Below are 19,647 nucleotides of genomic sequence, written 5' to 3' on the forward strand. Positions count from 1 at the left end.
GATCAGATCACGCCTCGACGAATCTGATCCAACTCGATGCTCTCGAACAGGGCCTTGAAATTCCCTTCGCCGAAGCCTTCGTTGCCCTTGCGCTGGATGATTTCGAAGAAGATCGGGCCGATCACATTCTGGGTGAAAATCTGCAGCAGCAGCCCCTGCCCCTCGGTCGGTGCGCCATCCATCAATATGTTGCGTTTCTCCAGTTCCTCAAGCGATTCCTCATGGCCCTGGATACGCTCGTCGAGCAGTTCGTAATAGGTGTCGGGGGTGTCCTGGAACGGAATGCCGCGCGCGCCGAGGATGTCGACCGCGTTATATATATCGTCCGAACCGAGCGCGATATGCTGGATTCCCTCGCCCTTATATTCGCGCAGATATTCCTCGATCTGGCTCTTGTCGTCCTGGCTTTCGTTAAGCGGAATGCGGATCTTGCCGCACGGGCTGGTCATCGCCTTTGAGAACAGGCCCGAAACCTTGCCTTCGATATCGAAATAGCGAATCTCGCGGAAGTTAAAGAGCTTCTCGTAGAAATCGGCCCAGGTCGCCATGTTGCCGCGATTCACATTGTGGGTCAGGTGATCGAGGTAGGTCAGGCGCGAATCGGCCGCCTCCATGGTCTCCTGCCAGCCGTCGAAGAAGTCGAAATCGGTGTTGTAGATCGAGCCATTCGCGCCATATTGATCGACGAAATAGAGCCGCGATCCGCCAATGCCTTCGATTGCCGGGATCGGCAGTTCGCCGGCTTGGATGTCGGTCAGCGCATTGGTCGCGCCGAGCGACAAGGCGCGCTGGTGCGCCACCTTGGCGTCCTTGACGCGGAATGCCATCGCGCAGGCGCACGGCCCATGATCGGCCGCGAATTGCGCCTCGAAACTGTTGGGCTCGGCATTGATGATGAAGTTGATGTCACCCTGACGGTGGAGCGTGACGTCCTTGCGCTTGTGCCCGGCGACCGCCGGAAAGCCCATCTTGGTGAACAAGGCGCGCAGCAATTCGGGATCGGGCGCGGCATATTCGACAAATTCAAAGCCGTCGGTAGCCATCGGATTCTCGAGGCCGAGCGGGCCGAGTTCGATTGAGGGCTTGGGCGATACGGTGGTGGACATTGGTGACTCCTTGGCTTGTCGCCCACTTGCGCCGGTGGAGCATGGTTTTCAAGGTTGGCGGCGTGATGCTACGAAGCGCGAATGGATATTCCGGATGGATGGGCAGCGAGCGCCGACGGCAAGGCAATCGACAAAAGCTTTGCGTTTGCCGATTTTTCGGAAGCGTTCGGGTTTCTGACGCGGGTCGCGATGCACGCCGAAAAGATCGATCATCATCCCGAATTCACCTCGGTTTGGAACAAGGTTGATTTCCGGCTGACCAGCCATGATGCCAGCGGGGTGACCGATCGGGATGCGGCGCTGGCTCGCGCGATCGACAAACTGGCGGGCCAGTGAGCCAGGACCATTATGCCATATTGGGGGTAACGCCGACCGCCCAGCCCACGGTGATCCGCGCGGCTTATCTGGCATTGATGCGCGAATATCATCCCGATCGGAATGCCAGCCCGATGGCGGCGGAGCGTGCGCAGGCGATCGTCGCGGCCTATAAAGTGCTCGGCGATTTCGACCGACGACAGGAATATGACTGGGACCGGCGGCGTGTGCGGGAGGCGGCGGTGGCCATCGCCGCACGGCCCAAGCGAACACTTCCAGCGGCGGTCGTGGTGGCCGCCGGGTTGGGGCTCGCCGTGGTAGGGGCGGTAATGATGCGGCCCGGTGCAACTGCGGTAATGCCACCCGACCGATTGGCAGATGTCGGGACTGAAGTGGCGAAAACACTAAAGCGATCCGTACCACAAGCCCCGCCGCCTGTCATCGAACTGGCGGAACGTGCACCGGTGGTGATGCCGGTGCCGAAAGTCGAGCCGGTGGAACTGGTGTCCGAACTTTATCCAGCGCCATTGCCCGAGCCGGTTACGGCCAAGCGCGCGGTTACCAAGGTTGTGGAGGCCAAGGTTGGCGCCCGCGCGCCGGTGGAGAAAGTTGCGGCGGTCCAGCCCCCGCCCAAGGCTGTCGCCACGGTGGCGGCGGTCGTGCCGAAGCCGATGGCGCGGCTGGCGGCGAAACCGGTGGCGGTGGCCAAGCCGGTGACCGCAGGCGACCTCGCTTCGCTCGACCAGTTCGTCATGTCGTTTTACGGCCAGTCGTGGCGCTATGGCGATGCCCGCAAGCGCGCCGCACTCGAGCAATCGCGGAGCCTGTTCGTCGTTCGCCGCGCAGCCTGCGCCGCCGATTCGTGCAAGCGATCGGAGATGTTGCGACTGCAGCGCGAAGTGTCGGCGATCGTCGCAAGCGAACCGCTTCGCTGAACTACAGCGCCTGCGCCGCCGCAAAGGCGCTCGACCACGCCCATTGGAAATTATAGCCGCCGAGCCAGCCGGTCACATCCACCGCTTCGCCGATGGCGAACAGACCGGGCGCACGTTTCGATTCCATCGTCTGCGAGGAAAGTTCGGCGGTGCTGATCCCGCCGATGGTAACTTCGGCCTTGGCGAACCCCTCGCTGCCGTTGGGGGTGAAGCGCCAATCGGCGAGGCGGGCCTCGGCAGCATCGAGCGCGCGGTCGGGCACATTGGCGAATTCTGACGACAAAGCGAGTTGGTCGGCGAGGGTCTCGGCGAGACGCGCGGGGAGGTGGCTGGCGAGGGTTCGGCGGAGGGTCGAGCGCGGATCTTTGCGCTTCGCAGCGCGGAGCCAGCCCGGCGCGAGATCGGGGAGGAAGTCGATTTCGACGGCATCGCCATTGCGCCAATAGGACGAGATTTGGAGGATTGCGGGGCCGGACAGGCCGCGATGGGTGAACAAGGCGGCCTCGCGAAAGCTGCCCTTGTTGGCGCGGGCGACAACGTCGGTGGCGACACCCGAGAGCGTGGCAAACAATGCCTCGTCGCCCGACAGGGTGAGTGGGACGAGCGCGGGGCGCGGCTCGACGATCTTGAGGCCGAAGCGGCGCGCGGTATCGTAAGCGAACGGGGTCGCGCCGAGCTTGGGGATCGACAGGCCGCCGGTGGCGAGCACTAAAGCGGGAGCGGTGGCATCATTGACGTGGAACTGGCCATCGCGATGCTCGACACTGGCGGAGGCGCCGAACGCAAGCGAGACTCCGCCAACAGCGCATTCGGCGAGCAACATTGCCACAATCTGTTTCGCCGAGCCGTCGCAGAATAATTGGCCAAGCGTCTTCTCGTGCCACGCGATGCCGTGCCGGTCGACCAGGGCGATGAAGTCCGCCGGGGTGTGGCGCGACAAGGCCGACTTGGCGAAGTGCGGGTTGACGGAGATGAAATTGTCGTGGGCCGCGCCGATGTTGGTGAAGTTGCAGCGGCCACCGCCCGAGATCAATATCTTGGCGCCGGGCGTGTCGTTGTGGTCGATCAGCAGGACTCGGCGGCCGCGCTGCCCGGCGAGCGCGGCGCAATACAGACCGGCGGCACCGGCCCCGATGATGATCGCGTCATAGTGGCCGGAAATTCCCATCCGCCGCCCCTATCGCACGGGGCGGCGAATGCGAACTGCCCGTTGGCTTAGAACTTCAACTGAAACGCGAGTTTGGCAGTATGGTCGCTGGCAACGCCGCCGATCGTCCCGGCATAGCCGGCCGTGACCCTGGCCGCGCCGAAGTCGAGATCCATGTCGAGACCGACCTTGGCCGCGTTATGCGCCAGCGCCGCGCCGGTGATGTCGAAATCGACCCCGCCCGACTGGAAGGCATTGGTCGTCCGGCCGGTCGTGTCGCCCATCACCCGCTGCCACGCAATGGTCGAGCGCGGGGTGAGCTTGGCCCAGCCGAGATCGGCCACTGCCGACAGTTTGAAGCCGAGCTGGGCGGTGGTCAGGTTGCGCGAGACCGAGGCCACGTCGAGCGCAGCAAGCCCGCCATTTTCGGACAAAGCATCAAGCTTCAAATGACTACGCGCGAGGCCGACGAACGGCTCGATCGTGACCCCGCTTACCATGCTGGCGTAACCCAGCTGGCCGAACAGGTGATAGCCATTGCCCTTGCGGCTCGACGAGGCGGTCTCGGCAAAGCCCGGGAAGATGATCGCCCGATCGGTCGACACCTTGTGCGCGGCATAATTGCCGCCCGCGACGGCATGGATGCCGAGATCGGCGCCATAGGCCAGCTGGCCGCCGAACAACCAGCTCTTGGCCTTGGCCCTGCTGTCGCGATCGTCGATTTCGATCTTGTCGATCACGCGGCCACCGGCGAGCGTGACTGTGATCGGGCCACGGGTCCAGTTGAAGCCGCCGAGCAGGTCGCTGGTATCGGTCGAGGTAGTCGCATTGCCGCGCGCGGTCGAATGGTCGAACGTACCCCAGCTCTTGCCCGCATCGAGCCACAGGCTCATCCCGTCGCTGCGCAGCCGGTTGCTGGCCATCGCATCCTGCAGCCGGTCGCGCTTGGCGAAGATGGCGGTCTGGGTCGAGGTGTAGATTTCCCCCGACAGCGCATCATAAGCTTGCCGCGCGCCATCCGCCGACTGGACCAGCACCGCGTCATAGAGCGGGCTGACGCCGAGCGACTGGACCGACCCGGCCACTGCCGCCTGGTTGGGGTTGGCCGCAACATCGGTGAAGTTGATGTCGTTGCGGCGTAGCACCAGCACCACTGAGCGCGGATTATATTCGAGGCCCGGGGTGAGGAAGGCAAGGTTGGAGGTGATATTGGCGAAGGTACCGGTGACCGATGTCGGTGTATCGAGGATCGTGTAGCGGGTCAGCGGATTGTAGGCGGTGCCGGTGGCGAGCACCTGGACGGTGCCACCGTTGATCGTGATGTTGCCGGTGGCGCTCACACTGTCGGCCGCGGTCGGGGTGGTTTCGACCTGGAAGATCGACCCGGCCGCGAAGCTGAGCGGGCCATTGACCGTGAGGTGGCCGATCGAATTGCCCGGCGCGAGGATCCCGCCCGAGAGGATCGAAACTGATCCGGTGATCAGGCCATTGCCACCGAGACGGCCGCCATTGTTGACACTGACGTTCGACGCCAGCGATCCGTTGATCGCCAACGATCCGGCGTTGATCGCCATTGCCGTAACAACGTTGTTGCCGGTCAGGTTGACGAGACCGACGCCGATCTTGCTGCCCGTTTCGAAGCCGGTGAAATTGCCGGCGTAGGTGACCGAGCCAGCGACGTTGAACAGCAAGCTGTCGGTGCCTGCGCCGCCATCGACATTAACGCTGATCGCGCCACCAAATGAGGTGAAGCTGTCATTGCCGGTGCCGAGCAGGGCGCCACCGAGGCTTCCGGTCGAGGCCAAAGTGAAGGTATCGATGCCGGTGCCGCCCGCAGCGTTATAGACGCCGTTGAGCGCGCCCGCGACAGTGGCGATGCGCGATCCCGCTCCGGCGGAGAGGATCGTGCCATTGGTGATCGATCCGGCCTGGAGGTCGATGCTGACCGCATTGTCGGTCGCCACCAGCACCGATCCGGTGCCGCCGCCGATCGTTCCGCCCGACTGGTTGACGAGCGATCCGCTCGACCCGGCCGCGAACTGGACGCCATAGCCGAACGTGGCATTGTTACCGCCGGTGAGCGTCCCCGAATTGGTGATGCTGCTGGCACCAGTGACGGCGATGCCCGAGGCATTGGCGGCCGAGATGGTCCCCGAGTTGGTAATATTTGCCGCGGCGCCATTGAATACCGTGACCCCATCGACGGGGTTGGCCGAGTTGGTGCGGATGGTACCGCGATTATCGAGAGTCAGCGCACCGCCGGCATTCACGCCGGCGCCGTTGGTGGCGGTAATGGTCCCGCTGTTCGTCAACGACTGGCTCGTTCCACTGTAACTCATCACGCCGTTGACTGTGCCATTGATCGTCCCGCTATTGGTGACGATCGCGCCATTGGCGTTGGTGACGATGCCGGTGTCGGCGTTGATCAGCCCGGCATTGGTCAGATTGACCGCGCCGCCCGTGGCGTAAATGCCCCAGCCGCCGCTGCCGAGTGCCGTGATCGTGCCGCCGAGCTGATTGGTGACCGTGCCACCGCCGAACAGGCTGACACCATTGTCGATCGCCGCGCGTATCGTGCCGGCGTTGGTCACGGTGCCAAGGCCGCCGGCGATGTAGACGCCGCGATACTGACCGTCGATCAGGCCGCCGGCGAAGTTGTTGACGGTGCCGCCGTTGAAGAACAATGCGGCATAACCCTGCGACGCGGTGGCGGCCGTGCTGGTGATCGTACCGCTGTTGTTGAGCACGTCATTGGCGCCACTGAACTGGACGGCGCGGGCGGCAGTGATGGTGCCGCCGACATTGTTGGTCACGCTCGAGTTTGCGCCAAGCAGATATACGCCATAGTCGAATGCGTCGGTGCCGCTCATGATGGCACCGCCGTTGGTGACGGTCGAATTGGCACCCGTGGACGTCACCGCCTCGATGTTGGACGTGATGCTTGCGCCACTCCGATTGTCGAGAATGAGCCGGTTGTAGCTGATCACCCCATAGACGTTACCGCTGATCTGGCCGCCGGCGAGGTTGGTGACGCTGCCACCTTGATCGAGTTGGATCGCGTTATTGCCACCCACGGTGATCGTGTCGCCACTGATCGTGCCCGAGGCGATGCGCCCCGAATTGGTGATGACATCGCCAGCATTGCGGCCGACCACGCCCCAGCCCGACCCGACTATGTCGCCCGCATTGCTGAGCGTCAGGCGCCCGCCATTCGACATGTCAATCGCCGAGCCGAACACGACGCGGACGATGTTGCCGCTGGCGTTGTTGGTAATGTTGAGGTTGCCGCCGCCGGTCGAGACCACGCCGCCGGTGATATCGCCCGAGTTGGTGATCGTGGTCGCTGCAACGCCGGTCGACTGGAACGCCGCCGATCCGCCGTTGATCGTCCCGCCGAGACGGTTGATGATGGTGCCGCCGCCCGAGGTCAGGATGGCGGTGTTGTTGGCCGTGACCGAGCCGTCGTTGGTCAGCGTGAAGGCGGCGTTGGCAACGATCGCCTGCGTGACGCCATTGAGCTGGCCACCGGCGAGATTGTTGATCGTCGCGCCATTGGTCTGGTTGAAGATCGCCGTGTCGCCGCTGATCGTCCCGGCGTTGGTGATGGCGAGGCCATTGCCAGTGAGGTCGGCAATGCCATTGGTTGCACCATTGACGGTTCCGCCAGCGAGATTGTTGAGCGTCAGGCCATTGCCAACGGTGTAAATGCCGAAGCCGCCATTGCCGTTGGCGTTGGCGCCGTTGATCAACCCGGCGTTGGTGACGCTGAGCGCCGCGCCGGTGGTGTAGATGCCGCTGATCGAGCCCAAGATCTGGCCGCCGGCGAGGTTGTTGATCATGCCGCCGTTCAGCGCCTGTACGCCGTCATTGCCGTCGGAGTAGCTGAAGGTCGTGCCGCTGAGCGTGCCCGAGCCAATCAGGCCCGAGTTGGTCAGGTTGATCGCACCGTTCGACTGAACGCCGGCAGAGCGGCCGACAATTTGACCGGCATTGGTGATCGTCACCATCGTGCCGCGCACGCCAATCGCGCTGTCGCCGATGATCTGCCCGGTCGAGCGGTTGGTGAGGTTGAGGATCGGGCTGTTGATACCGTCGAGCGACGTGCCGTGGATCAGGCCGTAATTGTCGACGGTCAGCAAGGCATTGCCCGAGGCGACACCAATGAAGCCGCCAGTGATCGACGCGTTGGAGTCGGTCGCCGAGCCGTTGTTGATGACTCCGCCGCCAGCAAGATTGACCGCAATGTCGTTGGTCGATGCAATCGCGCCCAGATTGTTGACCGTTGCAGCGTTGACCGGAGCAAAGATCGCCGGTGTGTTGCCGGTGGAGACCGAGGCATTGTCGAGCACGTTGACGGTCGCGCCAGCACCATTGATCAGCACCGCAATGCCGCTGGTGGCATTGGCCGTGCCGCCAATGGCGATGGTCGAACCGTCGTTGAGGTCGATGCCGCTGTTGGTGAGGTTGCCGGCGAAGGTCAGGGTTTCGCCCGCGCCAAGCCCGCTGACGCCGATACGGCCCGATCCGCTGATATTCTGAGCGACGGTGCCGCTGGCGGGCTGGACGTAATTGAGCGCGCCGTCCACGACGATCGAACCGCCCGAAATGGTGTCGCTCGCGCCCTGCAGCGTCGCGCCGCTATCGATGGTCGTCGTCCCGGCCCACAGATTGGCGGTGTTGGTCAGGACGATCGTGCCATTACCGCCGATGGTGACATATTGATCGCCAACCATCGGATCCTGCGTGATCGAGCCGGTCAGCGTCGCGGTCGCGCTGTTCAAGGCTTCGAGGCGGGTCGGATCGAGGCTGCCGTCGCCCGGGACCGACAGCAGGATGTTGTTCGAATAGGTGCCGGTCGCGGCATATTGGACGGTCGGGTCGATGGTGTGGATCGTGCCGGTGCCGAACGCGCCCGCAGTGTTGGCGCGGATGATCGCGCCATTGACGTAAATGTCGCCGGTTAAACCGGTGGTGCCGTCAAAGATCAGCAGGCCATCGTCATTATAGCCATTGCCGGCGAAGATTGCGGCATCGAGCGAGGCCGAGGTGCCGGTCAGGATCAGGGTTCCAAGGCCGATTTTCTCGATCGATTCAAACGCGATCAGTGCGTCGAGGCCCAACGACGACGAACCGCCATTGGCGATATCGGCGGTGAAGCGGTCATTGCCCGCGCCGCCATCGAGCGTGCCGCCGATCGTGCCACCGAACGTGGTGAAGCTGTCGTCGGCGCTGCCGAACAGGACATTGGTCAGCGATCCGGCGGTGCCGAGCGTGACATTGCTGTTGCTGGTCGCGGCGCTGGCGTCGATCGAGCCATTGAGCGCGCCATCGACATTGATCGCGCGCGATCCGCCACCGATAGCGACGATATCTCCGTTGGTGATCGACCCGGCGAGCAGATTGATGGTGGTATTTCCATCGACCAGCACCGCCGTCGTCGTCCCGCTGCCCGCCGTAAGGGTGCCGCCACTGGTCAGGTCGAGACCCACCTTGGCGTTGATCGCAAAGCCGAACACGCTGCCGCCGCCGGTGATGTTTCCGCCGGCCTGGTTGTTGACCGTCAGCAAGCTGTCGAACGCGACCACGCCGGCGTTTCCGGCAGCGGAAATCGAGCCGCTGTTGGTCAGGTTCAGGGCACCGAACGCGCTGATCCCGTCCTGGTTGGCGCCGCCCGTGCCACTGCTGATGATCGAACCGCTGTTGGTGACCATACCGCCAGCATTGAGGAACAGGCCGCTGTTGCCGCCATCGATCGTCCCGCTGTTGTCGAGCGTGAGTGCGCCGCCGGCGTTCACCCCGGCGCTGTTGGTGGCGACGATCATGCCGGCATTGGTCACATTGGCCGTGCCGCCAGTGCGAATACCGTCGCTGTTCGCGTTGATCGATGCGCCAACCTGGTTGTCGACGGTCAGCGGACCAGTATTAGTATAAATGCCCGCGCCGCCCGATGAGGAAATCGTCCCGCCCGACAGGTTGGTGACATTGGTCGCCCCGCTATTGCCGAACACGCCATAGGTGCCGCCGCTGATCTGGCCCGAATTGGTCAGGCCGAGCGTCGCATTGAAGCCGCTGACGCCGGTATTGGTGCCAGCGATCGAGCCGCTGTTGGTGACCGTTCCGCTAGTGCTGTCGATCGACGCGCCGAACTGGCCGGTGATTGAGCCCGCGTTAGCGATCGAGCCAGCGGTGCTGAAGATGTACGCGCCATAGCCATTGGCGTTGGCGATCGTGCCGGTCGCATTGTTGGTGATCGAACCACCGCCAAACAGGATGACCGCGATATCATTGGCGAGGGTCGAGGTGATCGAGCCATTATTGATGACCGTCGTCGTCGAGGCCCCTTGGCCGCCGATGCCGCGGCCCGAACTGGTAATTACGCCCGTCGCGGCATTGGTGATCGTTCCGCCGTTGAACAGGACGATCGCGGTGCACTGGAAGCTGGGGGCGGCGCAGTTGGAGGTGATCGTGCCCGCGTTGGTGATTGTTGCGGTACCCGTGGCCTGGACGCCGCGACCGCCGGTGATCGTGCCGCCCAGCTGATTGTCGAGCGTGCCTCCGGCGGTCGTGAAGTAGACGCCGCGATTGAACTGGCCGGTGCCGCCGGTGATCGAACCGGCGTTGGTGACGCTGGTGACACCGCTCGTTTGAACGGCGGTGGTACCAAGGATCTGGCCGCCCGCCAGATTGGTGACGCTACCACCCGATGCGAGCAAGACCCCCTGATTGCCACCACTCGTGATGGTGTCGCCGCTGATCGTGCCCGACGCGATGCGCCCCGAATTGGTGATGCTGTCGCCCGCATTGCGACCGACAATGCCCCAGCCTGAACCAACCACATCGCCGGCATTGGTCAGCGTCAGCGCGCCGCCATTCGACAAATCGATCGCCGAGCCGAACACGACTCGGACGATGTTGCCGCTGGCCGCATTGTCGATGATGAGGTTGCCGCCGCCGGTCGAGACGATACCGTTGGTGATGTCGCCGCCATTGTTGATCGTCGTGGCACCGAGGCCGGCCGACTGGATCGCCTGCGTCGTGCCGCTGATCGTACCGCCCGCTGCATTGTCGACGGTGAACCCGCCGCTGCCATTGACCAGGATCGCGCCACTGCCGCCGCTGATCGCGCCGCCGCTGATCAGCGATACGTTACCGTTGCCCGTAAAGGTGACGACGTTTCCCGACACGCCGGTTAGCGCAAATGCGCCGGTGTTGAAGGTGGTGAGATCGGTGATCGTCGGCAGTCCGCCGGTCAGCGTGATCGCGTTGTCGAGGATGATCGTGTCGCTACCCGCGCTGGCGTTGGCGGCGTTGATCGCGGCGATCAGGCTGGCTTCGTCGGTGACGTTATAAGTTGCCGCCGCAGCGGGACCGGCAACCAGCGCGGTCGAAGCGAGGAGAATTGCAAGGCGCCGCGAGTTGATGAGCGGGTTGGAACGGTTCGACAGGGCCACGGCATAATCTCCATTTTGGTGAGGAGATTGTGCGGGCTGATCGACCGCGAGCGGCGAATCCTCGCCGGACGGATCAGATGAAACGCGTACAAGCCCCCCTTAGGGCGAGTAAGCGCGATTGCATTAAGTCGGTTACGGATCAATGAATTTTTGTTAATCGGATCAAAATAAATATTGGCGTTTTGAGGTGGTTAATAAGCGACTCTTGATAAAGGTGGCGTTCACTGTCCCAGTGCGATATCCATGCCCCATGAATGCAACGCTCCACCCCGATCACAACAATGCGCGCACCCTTTATTATACGAAGGTGGTGGAGTTCGGCTGAGCGCGTCCATTCGCTCCGGCCCATCCGCCGCCCCGCCCTAGCCCCCTCGCTTCGGCGGGGTTTTTTATTGCCCACAAGGAATTGACCATGTTTCAGCCCGACACCGCCACTGCCGCCCGCCAGCCGACCCGCTGGCAGGATTATGTCGTGGCGCAGGATTGGGCGCATTTCACGGCCCAAGAGCATGATGTGTGGGATCTGCTGTTCGCGCGGCAGGTGCCCTATCTCGGGACGCGGATCGTTGCGCCGTTCCTCGCCGGGATCCCTCTGCTCGGGCTCGATGGGCCGGGGATCCCGGAGCTTGGGGCGCTCAACGCGCGGCTGACGCCGCTGAGCGGCTGGACCCTGGTGCCGGTCGCCGGGATCGTCCCCGACGCGGCGTTCTTCGCGATTCTCGCCGAGCGCATGTTTCCGATCGGTAATTTCATCCGTGGTGCCGACAGCCTCGATTATCTCGAGGAGCCCGACTGCTTCCACGATATTTTCGGCCATGTGCCGATGCTCAGTTCTCCCGCGATCGGGCGGCTGATGCAGGCGATTGGCAAGCTTGGGGTCAAGGCGATTGCGGCGGGGCATGGCGACACGATCGCCCGGCTCTATTGGTATAGCGTCGAATTCGGGCTGGCGCGCGAGGGTGGAGAAGTGAAGATTCTCGGCGCCGGCCTCGCCAGCTCGTTCGGCGAAGCGCATGTCGCGATCGAGGCTGATTTGCCGCGCCCGCGGTTCACGCTGACCGATGCCGCCCGCACGCCGTACCGCAACGACATTTTCCAGCCGCTTTATTTCGTGTCGGACTCGCTCGAGGGCGTCGCTGCCGAGCTCGAGGCGCTCGACCTTGCCGGATTGAAGGCGCTGGCGGCTCCGCTATAGCGGCAGGCATGTCGACCGACGCACCGCCTTCTTCCCCCCGCGAATATCGCGCCGGGTCCGACCCCCGGACGTTGCGCGACGCCCTGGGCTGTTTCGCGACCGGGGTGACGGTGGTTACCTGCCTCGACGCCGACGGCCAGCCGGTTGGCTTAACCGCCAACAGCTTCACCAGCGTCAGCCTCGATCCGCCCTTGCTGTTGGTGTGCATCGGCAAGAATGCGGCGAGCGCGGCGGCGATGATCGGGGCCAGCCACTTCGCGGTCAATGTGCTCCAGACCGAGCAGCAGCCGGCCTCAATCCGCTTTGCAACGCGCCACGAGGATCGCTTCGGCCCCAACGACTGGTCGCCCGGTGAATATGAAGCGCCGTTGCTCGAAAGCTCGCTCGGGGTGTTCGAATGCGAGGCGCATGCAGTGCATGATGGCGGCGATCATCACATGCTGATCGGGCGGGTGGTGAAGGCACGGTTCGACGCCGCACTCGACCCGTTGCTCTATTTTCGCGGCAGCTATCGCCGGCTGCATTTCGATTAGCGGATCAACGAATAGCCGATCGCGATTGCGGCCAGCGACAGGATCACGCTCAGCCCGACATAGCCAAAAGCAAGCCCGGCCTCGCCGCGCTGGTATAAGGTCAGGGCGTCGAGGCTGAACGCCGAAAAGGTCGTGAAACCGCCCAGCACCCCGGTGATCAGGAACAGTCGCGATGACTGGCCGACCCCCGGATGCGTGGCGAACCAGCCGGCCAGCAGCCCCATGATCAGGCTGCCCAACATATTGACTATCATCGTGCCCACCGGGAAGCCAGTGCCCCCCAGCATGACAGTCACTCGCCCGACCGCGTGACGCAGCACTGCACCGATCCCGCCGCCGATGAACACGAGCAGCGCCGAACCCATTGTCAGTCGACGATCAAGTCTTCGGGACGCTTGGTCAAGCGGCGGACGATCACGACGATGATGCCGCCAACGACCAGTCCCGCCACGGCACCGCCAAGCGCGGTGACCAGCCATTCGACCAGCGGCCCCAGTGGGCCCGCCTGGCCGCCGACCGTGACCGACCAGTCATGCAGGGTGAGCGGAATGACCTCAGCGACGTGCAGCTCCTCAAGGCCGTGGACGATGATCCCGCCGCCAACCCACAGCATCGCCGCAGTGCCGATTCCCGACAACCCGGTGAGCAATTTGGGCACGACGTGCACCAGTCCGTCGCCAAATGCCCGAGCAACGCCATTTTTGCGCTGGGCGAGGTGAAGGCCGATATCGTCGAGCTTCACGATCAGCGCGACCGCCCCGTAGACACCGGCGGTGATCGCGAACGACACTGCGGTGAGCGCCGCAGCAGTCATCGCCAGCGACATCTTGCCCAAGCTGGCCAGCGCGATCGCCATAATCTCCGCCGACAGGATGAAGTCGGTGCGGATCGCGCCCTTGACCTGCATCGCTTCAAGGTCGGCGGGATCGGCCATGGCGTCGACCAATTGGTCCTCATGGTGATGGTCGTGGAGCAATTTTTCGGCGATCTTCTCCGTCGCCTCGAACGCCAGATAAGCGCCACCAATCATCAACAAGGGGGTGATCAGGGCCGGCGCAAAGGCAGTTAGCAGCAAGGCAATCGGCAGCAGGATCAGTAATTTGTTGCGCAACGAGCCGATCGCGATCTTGCCGATGATCGGCAGTTCGCGCTCGGGCGCCAGCCCGACGACATAACGCGGGGTTACCGCCGTATCGTCGATCACCACCCCCGCCGCCTTGGCCCCGGCCTTGGCGGTGGCGGCGCCGATGTCGTCGAGCGAGGCAGCAGCGAGCTTGGCAATGGTCGCGACATCGTCGAGCAAGGCAATTAATCCGGACGGCATAATGATCTCGCGGTAGTGGCGGTGAACCTCGCTCTAGCTACCGCCAGCGCGTGCGCCAAGACGTGATCAGGCGGCGGAAAGGCGCTCGCCGTGAATTTCGAAGAAACCTTGGAATTGAGCGCGCAAATTGGCGTCACGGATGGTGGCGAGGATAGCCAACAAGCGCTGTCCCTGGTCATCTTCGGGACGAACCAGGCCCATGTCCCATTCCCCGAACTGGCGATCGTCGACATCCCGTTGGTCGACGATGACGGGCGCATAATGTCGCGTATCGCCCAATATCCGGTCGTATGTCGCGCGAACCGCTGCCTCATCGCCTTCGAGCAATTGCAGGAAGCGTCGATTGCCAACCATCAACAAGCCGGTAACCCCAGATCGCCGGTTATTGACCCTCGATGTTCTCAGAATCTGCTCGATATCGGCGGGTTCGAGCGTGGTCCTGGCCGAACTGATGTAACAAAGTAGGTACGTGCATGCCTCTGGGTTGGCGCGATTGAACCGCACTCGATTATCGACGGTGCGTTAATCTGAAGTAAACAGCATGGGCGGAATGCCCGTGCTTGCATGCCGCAGTTGAGTGCGGCAGTGCGAGCGTCATGTTGAGTTTGGATTTCATCAAGACCAACCGCGCCGATGTCGAGCGCGCGATCCGCGACAAGGGGGTCGCGATCGACCTCGACGCACTGCTTGCGCTCGATGCCGAAATTCGCGGCGCGAAGGGCGAGATCGAGACACTGCGGGCGAGCCGCAATGCGATCAGCGCGCGCTTCAAGGATGCCGCGCCGGAGGAGAGAGCCGCGCTTGGGGCCGAGGCCAAGGCGGCGGGCGCCAAGGCGAGCGAGCTTGAGGGCGCACTCGGCGAGAAGGAGGCGGCGCTCAAGCACCTTATGCTCGAACTCCCCGGGATCCCGTGGGATGGCGCGCCGGTCGGCCCGAATGAGGATTCGAACATTGTCATCCGCACCGAGGGCGCGGTGCCGCAATTCGGGTTCGAGCCGATCGATCATGTCGCGCTGATCGAGAAGAATGACTGGGCCGAATTGAGCCGAATCGTCCAAGTGTCGGGCAGCCGGACCTATTGCCTCAAGGGGCGGCTGGCGTTGCTCGAAACCAAGCTGATGGGCTGGGCGCTCGAGCAGATTGCAGACCACGGCTTCACCCCGATCACCGTCCCGGCCATCGCGCGCGAGCAGGCGTTCCTCAACCAAGGCCAGTTTCCGGGACACGTCGAGGAAACCTACGCACTGCCCAATGACGATGCGTGGCTGGCGGGGACGGCCGAAGTTGCGCTGACCGGGCTTCATTCGGGCGAGATCCTCGATCTTACGTCGCTCCCGGTGCGCTACGCCGGTTTCTCGCCTTGCTTTCGCCGCGAGGCGGGGAGCGCGGGCAAGGATGTGCGCGGACTGCTGCGCGTCCACCAGTTTCTCAAGGTCGAGCAATATGTGATCTGCGAGGCCGACGAGGCGGTCAGCGCCGAGTGGCATGCGAAGTTGCTCGGCTTGGCGGAGATGCTGCTGACCAAGCTCGAGATTCCCTATCAGGTGATAGAGACCTCGACCGGGGATATGGGGCTGGGCAAGTTTCGAATGAACGATATCGAAAGCTGGGTGCCGTCCTTAAGCAAATATCGCGAGACGCACAGTTGCTCGACATTGCACGACTGGCAGGCGCGGCGGGCCAACATTCGCTATCGCGATGCCCAAGGCAAAGTGCGGTTCGCGCATACGCTCAACAATACCGCGCTCGCGTCCCCGCGGATTCTGGTGCCGTTGCTCGAAAATCACCAGCAGGCCGATGGGCGGGTGCGGCTGCCTGAAGCGATCCGCAGCCTGATGGGCGGCGATGAATATCTCTAGGACCGACGAGGAAGCGCCCCCGTCGTGGATGCGGCTGTCCGAAGCGGCGTGGCTTGGCGTGCGGGCGTGGCGCGGGTTCGGGCACCTCGGGCCACGCGGGCCGATCAATGGACCGCCGGCGTTGGTCATTCCGGGCTTCATCGCCAGCGACCGCACGACGATGGCCCTGCGCCGTGCGCTCGCCGCCGATGGCTGGCGGGTGCACCCGTGGGAATTGGGGTGGAACATGGGCGCCACCGCCGACACGGTCGAGCGATTGCGCGCGCGGATCGACACCATCTCGCCCGACCAGCCGATGCTGATCGTCGGCTGGAGCCTGGGCGGAGTGTTTGCCCGGGCGTTGGCGCTGGCTCATCCCGAGCGGGTCAAGGCGGTGGTGACATTGGGCTCGCCATTCTCGGGCGATCCGCGCGCCAACAATGTGTGGAAATTGTACGAGCTGGTGGCGGGACACAAGGTCGATGCACCGCCGATCCAACGTAACAGCGCCAAGCCGCAGGTGCCAACGCTTGCCATCTGGTCGCGCAAGGACGGGATTATCGCCCCCGCCGCAGCGCGCGGCCAGCCGCACGAGAGCGACCGATCGGTCGAGCTGGATTGCACCCACATGGGCTTTGGCGTGTCCAAACGCACCGCCAGCCAAGTGGTGCGCGAAATCCATAGCTTCGTGAAAAGTGCCGCCTGACCGCGACAAATTCTTGTTACGGTAACCAAAGCACCCCAGTTTAGCCGCATGAAGTGGGAACGGACCCCCGACGCACCCGCCGCCGCGCCCCCAGCGGCGCCTGCGCTTGATTCCGATGCGCTGGCACCGCCGTCGTGGCACAGCTTGGTCGAGGTAATGTGGCACTTCCCGCGACTGCTGGCCGGATTGGGGCCGCTCGGTCCGCGCGGGCCCGTGGACGGGCCGCCGGTTTTGGTGGTGCCCGGATTCCTGGCCACCGATCGCACAACGATGGATTTGCGCCGCGCGCTGGCGCGGGGCGGGTGGCGCGCACACCCGTGGCTGATGGGGATGAACAAGGGCGCCAAGATCGATACGCTCGACCTGATGTGCAGCCGCCTCGACGCCATCTATGACGGGCGGCCAGTACTGCTGGTCGGGTGGAGCCTGGGCGGGATGTTCGTCCGCGAAATGGCCTATCGCTGCCCCGACAGGATCCGCGCGGTGGTGACGATGGGCACGCCTTTTTCGGGCGATTTGAAAACCAACACCAACATTCGCGAATTTTACGAGCGGATTGCCGGGCATGACGTCAATCTGCCGCCGTTCGAGCGGCACCAGGGCAAGCTCGCTGTGCCGAGCCTGTCCTTCTGGTCACGGCGCGACGGGATCGTCGCACCGGCGGCGGCGCGCGGCGATGGCGAAGTCGACAAGTCGGTCGAGATCGACACATTGCACATGGGCTTTGCGGTCGATCGCCCGGCCTTGAGCCGGATGGTGCGCGAGATCGCCATTTTCCTGACCGCGATTGAGGGCAAGGCCCCGGTAATGGGGAAAATTCCGGTCAAATAAGTCCGTCGCTTGACTCTCGAACGCGAGCGGGAGGATAAGAACAAAAGTAGAACAACGTGATGCGAGTCGTGTGGCAGCAGGTCTTTCCCTGGTGCCCGGCGGCGGGATTGCGCGCGGGCCCGACGGGTCCGGCGATCCTGGCCGTGCGGGCCATCGATCGGCGAGGGTTTCCCTCGGTGAACCATGGCGGCTGCCAGGTGCCGGTGGTGGGTCGCCGACCCTGTCCGAAATCTTCGCCGCTTCATCGCGCGATGGCGGCTGGGCGGGGTTCCTGTTGGGGCAGATCCACGCCAGGCGGCCATTGCTGTGGGTGCAGGACCGGATGGCGATCCTCGAGAGCGGGCGGGTGCATCCGCCGGGACTTTTGGCGGCGGGACTGGGCGTGGCCGAGCTCATCCATGTCGAGGCACGCGATTCCAAAGCGGCGCTGTGGGCGATGGAGGAAGGCTTAAGATGCGCCGCGATCGGGGCCGTGATCGGCGAAATCTGGGGCGACCCGATAGCACTGGACTTTACCGCCACGCGGCGGCTTGCCGTGGCGGCCGAGCGGCATGGTGTCGCGGCCTATCTGGTGCGGCTAAGCAGCACCGCCAATTTGAGCGGGGCGCGGCTGCGCTGGCGGGTGGCGAGTGCGCCCAGCCTGCCCCACCCGCTCAACCCGCGCGCGCCGGGGCAAGCGACGTGGCAGGCCGAGCTGTTCCGCGCGCGGGGTTCACAACCCGGAACGTGGCAGCTCGCGCATGAAGCGGATGGTCTCCATCTGGTTGCCGAGCCTGTCGATCGAACGCTGGACGAAACTGGCTTCAAGCGAGTCGGGCGCAAATGACTCAAATGGGCGCGTCGCTTTGGTCGATGAGGGGCCGCACGGCCAGTTGATCGGCGCGGTGACCGAGGCGGCGCGGGCCGCCGGTGTGCGCCCCGGAATGCGACTGACCGATGCACGTGCGCTCGATCCCGGACTGGTCGCGGTGGCCGCCGATAATGCTGGCGACCGCGATTTGCTCGACCGGCTGGCGCGCTGGTCATCGCGCTGGTCGCCACTGGTCGAGGTCGATGGCGCTGACGGGATCAGGCTCGACGTCAGCGGGGTCGCGCATCTGTTCGGCGGCCAGGCAGGGCTGTTGCGCGACATCGAGACGCGGTTCGCCTCGATCGGGCTGACCGCGCGGGTGGCGATGGCGGAGACGGCGGGCGCGGCGTGGGGACTGGCGCGGTTTGGGTCGGGACGGACGGGCGACGGAATCGACGCGGTCGCGCCGCTACCGATCGCGGCATTGCGGTTGCCGGCGGGGGTGGTACGGACCTTGCAACGGCTGGGTTTGAAGACCGTTGGCGCGTTGGTCGGAGTGCCGCGGCGGAGCCTGGCGCGGCGGTTTCGCGAGGCGGATAATCCGCTCGATGCGCTCGACCGGATGCTTGGGCGGACGCCCGAGCCGCTCAGCGCGACCCCGGTCGATCCGCCGCCGCGCGCGTTGCTGCGGCTGGCCGAGCCGGTCGCCGACCCGAGCGCGGCGGCCCAGGCACTGGCGCTGCTGGTGCCCGATCTTGCCAGGCAATTGGAGGCGCGGCGACTGGGGGTGCGGCGGCTGGTGCTGGCCGGGTATCGGGTCGATGGCGAGGTGCAGGTGGCGGACGCGGCGTGCGCGATCCCGACGCGCGAGGCGGCGCATCTGCTGCGGTTGCTCAAGGACAAGACCGACACGCTCGATCCGGGGTTCGGGTTCGACGCGTTTGCGTTGGAGGCGAGCTGGTTCGAGCCACTGGATTCGGCGCAGGACGGGTTGGTTGGCGGGCCGCCAGCCGCGCTCGAGGTGGCGCGGCTGGTCGATCGGTTGAGCGTCAAGCTGGGCGCGGACAAGGTGCGGCGGCCGGTCGCGCGGGCTAGCCATGTGCCTGAGCGGGCGAGCGGGTGGCGGTTGGCGGTTGAGGAAGGCCCCACCCCCGACCCCTCCCGCGAGCGGGAGGGGGGAAGTCGCCCGCAACGCCTGCTCGACCGGCCCGAGGCGATTGCGGTGATTTATGCGACTCCCGAGGGGTTGCCGCGGCGGTTCGTGTGGCGGCGCGGGGTGCATGATGTGATGCGCGCCGAAGGGCCGGAGCGGATCGCGCCCGAATGGTGGCGCGAACGCGGGAGCGCACGGCTACGCGATTATTACCTGGTCGAGGACGCCCAGGGGCGGCGCTACTGGATTTATCGCGAAGGCTTGTTCGGCGACGGGCGCGGGGGCGATCCCGTCTGGTATTTGCATGGCCTGTTCGGATGAAC

At 64.4% G+C, this 19,647-nt stretch carries 15 protein-coding genes; 9 read left to right on the forward strand and 6 right to left on the reverse strand.

Features of this window, described 5'->3' with window-relative positions:
• Positions 1–2: 2 nt before the first annotated feature.
• Positions 3–1,106 carry a 4-hydroxyphenylpyruvate dioxygenase gene (hppD, locus tag RMN73_RS01410; protein ID WP_309601533.1) on the reverse strand — a complete coding sequence of 368 codons (1,104 nt, stop codon included), beginning with the start codon at positions 1,104–1,106 and terminating at the stop codon, positions 3–5.
• Positions 1,107–1,187: 81 nt separating this feature from the next.
• Here hppD and RMN73_RS01415 point away from each other — a divergent pair, with 81 nt between their 5' ends.
• Both RMN73_RS01415 and RMN73_RS01420 read left to right on the forward strand, forming a co-directional pair.
• Positions 1,188–1,442: a 4a-hydroxytetrahydrobiopterin dehydratase gene (locus tag RMN73_RS01415; protein ID WP_309601534.1), complete on the forward strand. Its 255-nt coding sequence runs from the start codon at positions 1,188–1,190 to the stop codon at positions 1,440–1,442.
• The gene (locus tag RMN73_RS01420; RefSeq protein ID WP_309601535.1) at positions 1,439–2,356 is read left to right on the forward strand and encodes a DnaJ domain-containing protein; all 918 of its coding nucleotides are present in this window, start codon (positions 1,439–1,441) and stop codon (positions 2,354–2,356) included. The genes RMN73_RS01415 and RMN73_RS01420 overlap by 4 nt, the downstream gene beginning before the upstream one ends.
• A 1-nt stretch (position 2,357) precedes the next feature.
• On the opposite strand, the gene RMN73_RS01425 is transcribed toward RMN73_RS01420, so the two are convergent.
• Complete coding sequence (locus RMN73_RS01425; RefSeq protein ID WP_309601536.1) at positions 2,358–3,524, reverse strand: aminoacetone oxidase family FAD-binding enzyme; 1,167 nt, start codon at positions 3,522–3,524, stop codon at positions 2,358–2,360.
• Positions 3,525–3,571: 47 nt separating this feature from the next.
• Entirely contained in the window at positions 3,572–10,954 is a 7,383-nt protein-coding gene (locus tag RMN73_RS01430; protein WP_309601537.1) for a hypothetical protein, read from the reverse strand.
• Between the two features lie 412 nt (positions 10,955–11,366).
• On the opposite strand from RMN73_RS01430, the gene RMN73_RS01435 reads away from it, so the two are divergent.
• Together RMN73_RS01435 and RMN73_RS01440 are read left to right on the forward strand one after the other, a co-directional pair.
• Entirely contained in the window at positions 11,367–12,149 is a 783-nt protein-coding gene (locus RMN73_RS01435) for a phenylalanine 4-monooxygenase (RefSeq protein WP_309601538.1), read from the forward strand.
• Between the two features lie 8 nt (positions 12,150–12,157).
• A complete protein-coding gene (locus RMN73_RS01440; protein WP_309601539.1) occupies positions 12,158–12,682 on the forward strand; it encodes a flavin reductase family protein in 525 nt (174 codons plus the stop codon).
• Here the strand turns inward: RMN73_RS01440 and crcB are convergent.
• The 3 genes from crcB to RMN73_RS01455 all read right to left on the reverse strand — a co-directional run bounded on the left by crcB (position 12,679) and on the right by RMN73_RS01455 (position 14,510).
• The gene (crcB, locus tag RMN73_RS01445; RefSeq protein WP_309601540.1) at positions 12,679–13,047 is read right to left on the reverse strand and encodes a fluoride efflux transporter CrcB; all 369 of its coding nucleotides are present in this window, start codon (positions 13,045–13,047) and stop codon (positions 12,679–12,681) included. The two genes, RMN73_RS01440 and crcB, sit on opposite strands and share 4 nt — an antisense overlap.
• Positions 13,048–13,049: 2 nt before the next feature.
• On the reverse strand, positions 13,050–14,006 hold the full coding sequence (locus RMN73_RS01450; protein ID WP_309601541.1) for a DUF808 domain-containing protein: 957 nt from the start codon (positions 14,004–14,006) through the stop codon (positions 13,050–13,052).
• 66 nt (positions 14,007–14,072) lie between these two features.
• On the reverse strand, positions 14,073–14,510 hold the full coding sequence (locus RMN73_RS01455; RefSeq protein ID WP_309601542.1) for a BLUF domain-containing protein: 438 nt from the start codon (positions 14,508–14,510) through the stop codon (positions 14,073–14,075).
• A 92-nt stretch (positions 14,511–14,602) separates the two neighbouring features.
• On the opposite strand from RMN73_RS01455, the gene serS reads away from it, so the two are divergent.
• The 5 genes from serS (at position 14,603) to RMN73_RS01480 (ending at position 19,645) form a co-directional block, all read left to right on the forward strand.
• A complete protein-coding gene (serS, locus tag RMN73_RS01460; RefSeq protein ID WP_309601543.1) occupies positions 14,603–15,865 on the forward strand; it encodes a serine--tRNA ligase in 1,263 nt (420 codons plus the stop codon).
• The gene (locus RMN73_RS01465; protein ID WP_309601544.1) at positions 15,852–16,550 is read left to right on the forward strand and encodes an alpha/beta fold hydrolase; all 699 of its coding nucleotides are present in this window, start codon (positions 15,852–15,854) and stop codon (positions 16,548–16,550) included. Before serS ends, RMN73_RS01465 begins: the two co-directional genes overlap by 14 nt.
• Positions 16,551–16,598: 48 nt before the next feature.
• Entirely contained in the window at positions 16,599–17,381 is a 783-nt protein-coding gene (locus tag RMN73_RS01470) for an alpha/beta hydrolase (RefSeq protein WP_309601545.1), read from the forward strand.
• Between the two features lie 70 nt (positions 17,382–17,451).
• The gene (locus RMN73_RS01475) at positions 17,452–18,207 is read left to right on the forward strand and encodes a hypothetical protein (RefSeq protein ID WP_309601546.1); all 756 of its coding nucleotides are present in this window, start codon (positions 17,452–17,454) and stop codon (positions 18,205–18,207) included.
• Positions 18,122–19,645 carry a DNA polymerase Y family protein gene (locus RMN73_RS01480; RefSeq protein WP_309601547.1) on the forward strand — a complete coding sequence of 508 codons (1,524 nt, stop codon included), beginning with the start codon at positions 18,122–18,124 and terminating at the stop codon, positions 19,643–19,645. The genes RMN73_RS01475 and RMN73_RS01480 overlap by 86 nt, the downstream gene beginning before the upstream one ends.
• Positions 19,646–19,647: the final 2 nt, after the last annotated feature.

It is taken from the genome of Sphingomonas sp. (assembly GCF_031372575.1).
Classification (GTDB): Bacteria; Pseudomonadota; Alphaproteobacteria; order Sphingomonadales; family Sphingomonadaceae; genus Sphingomicrobium.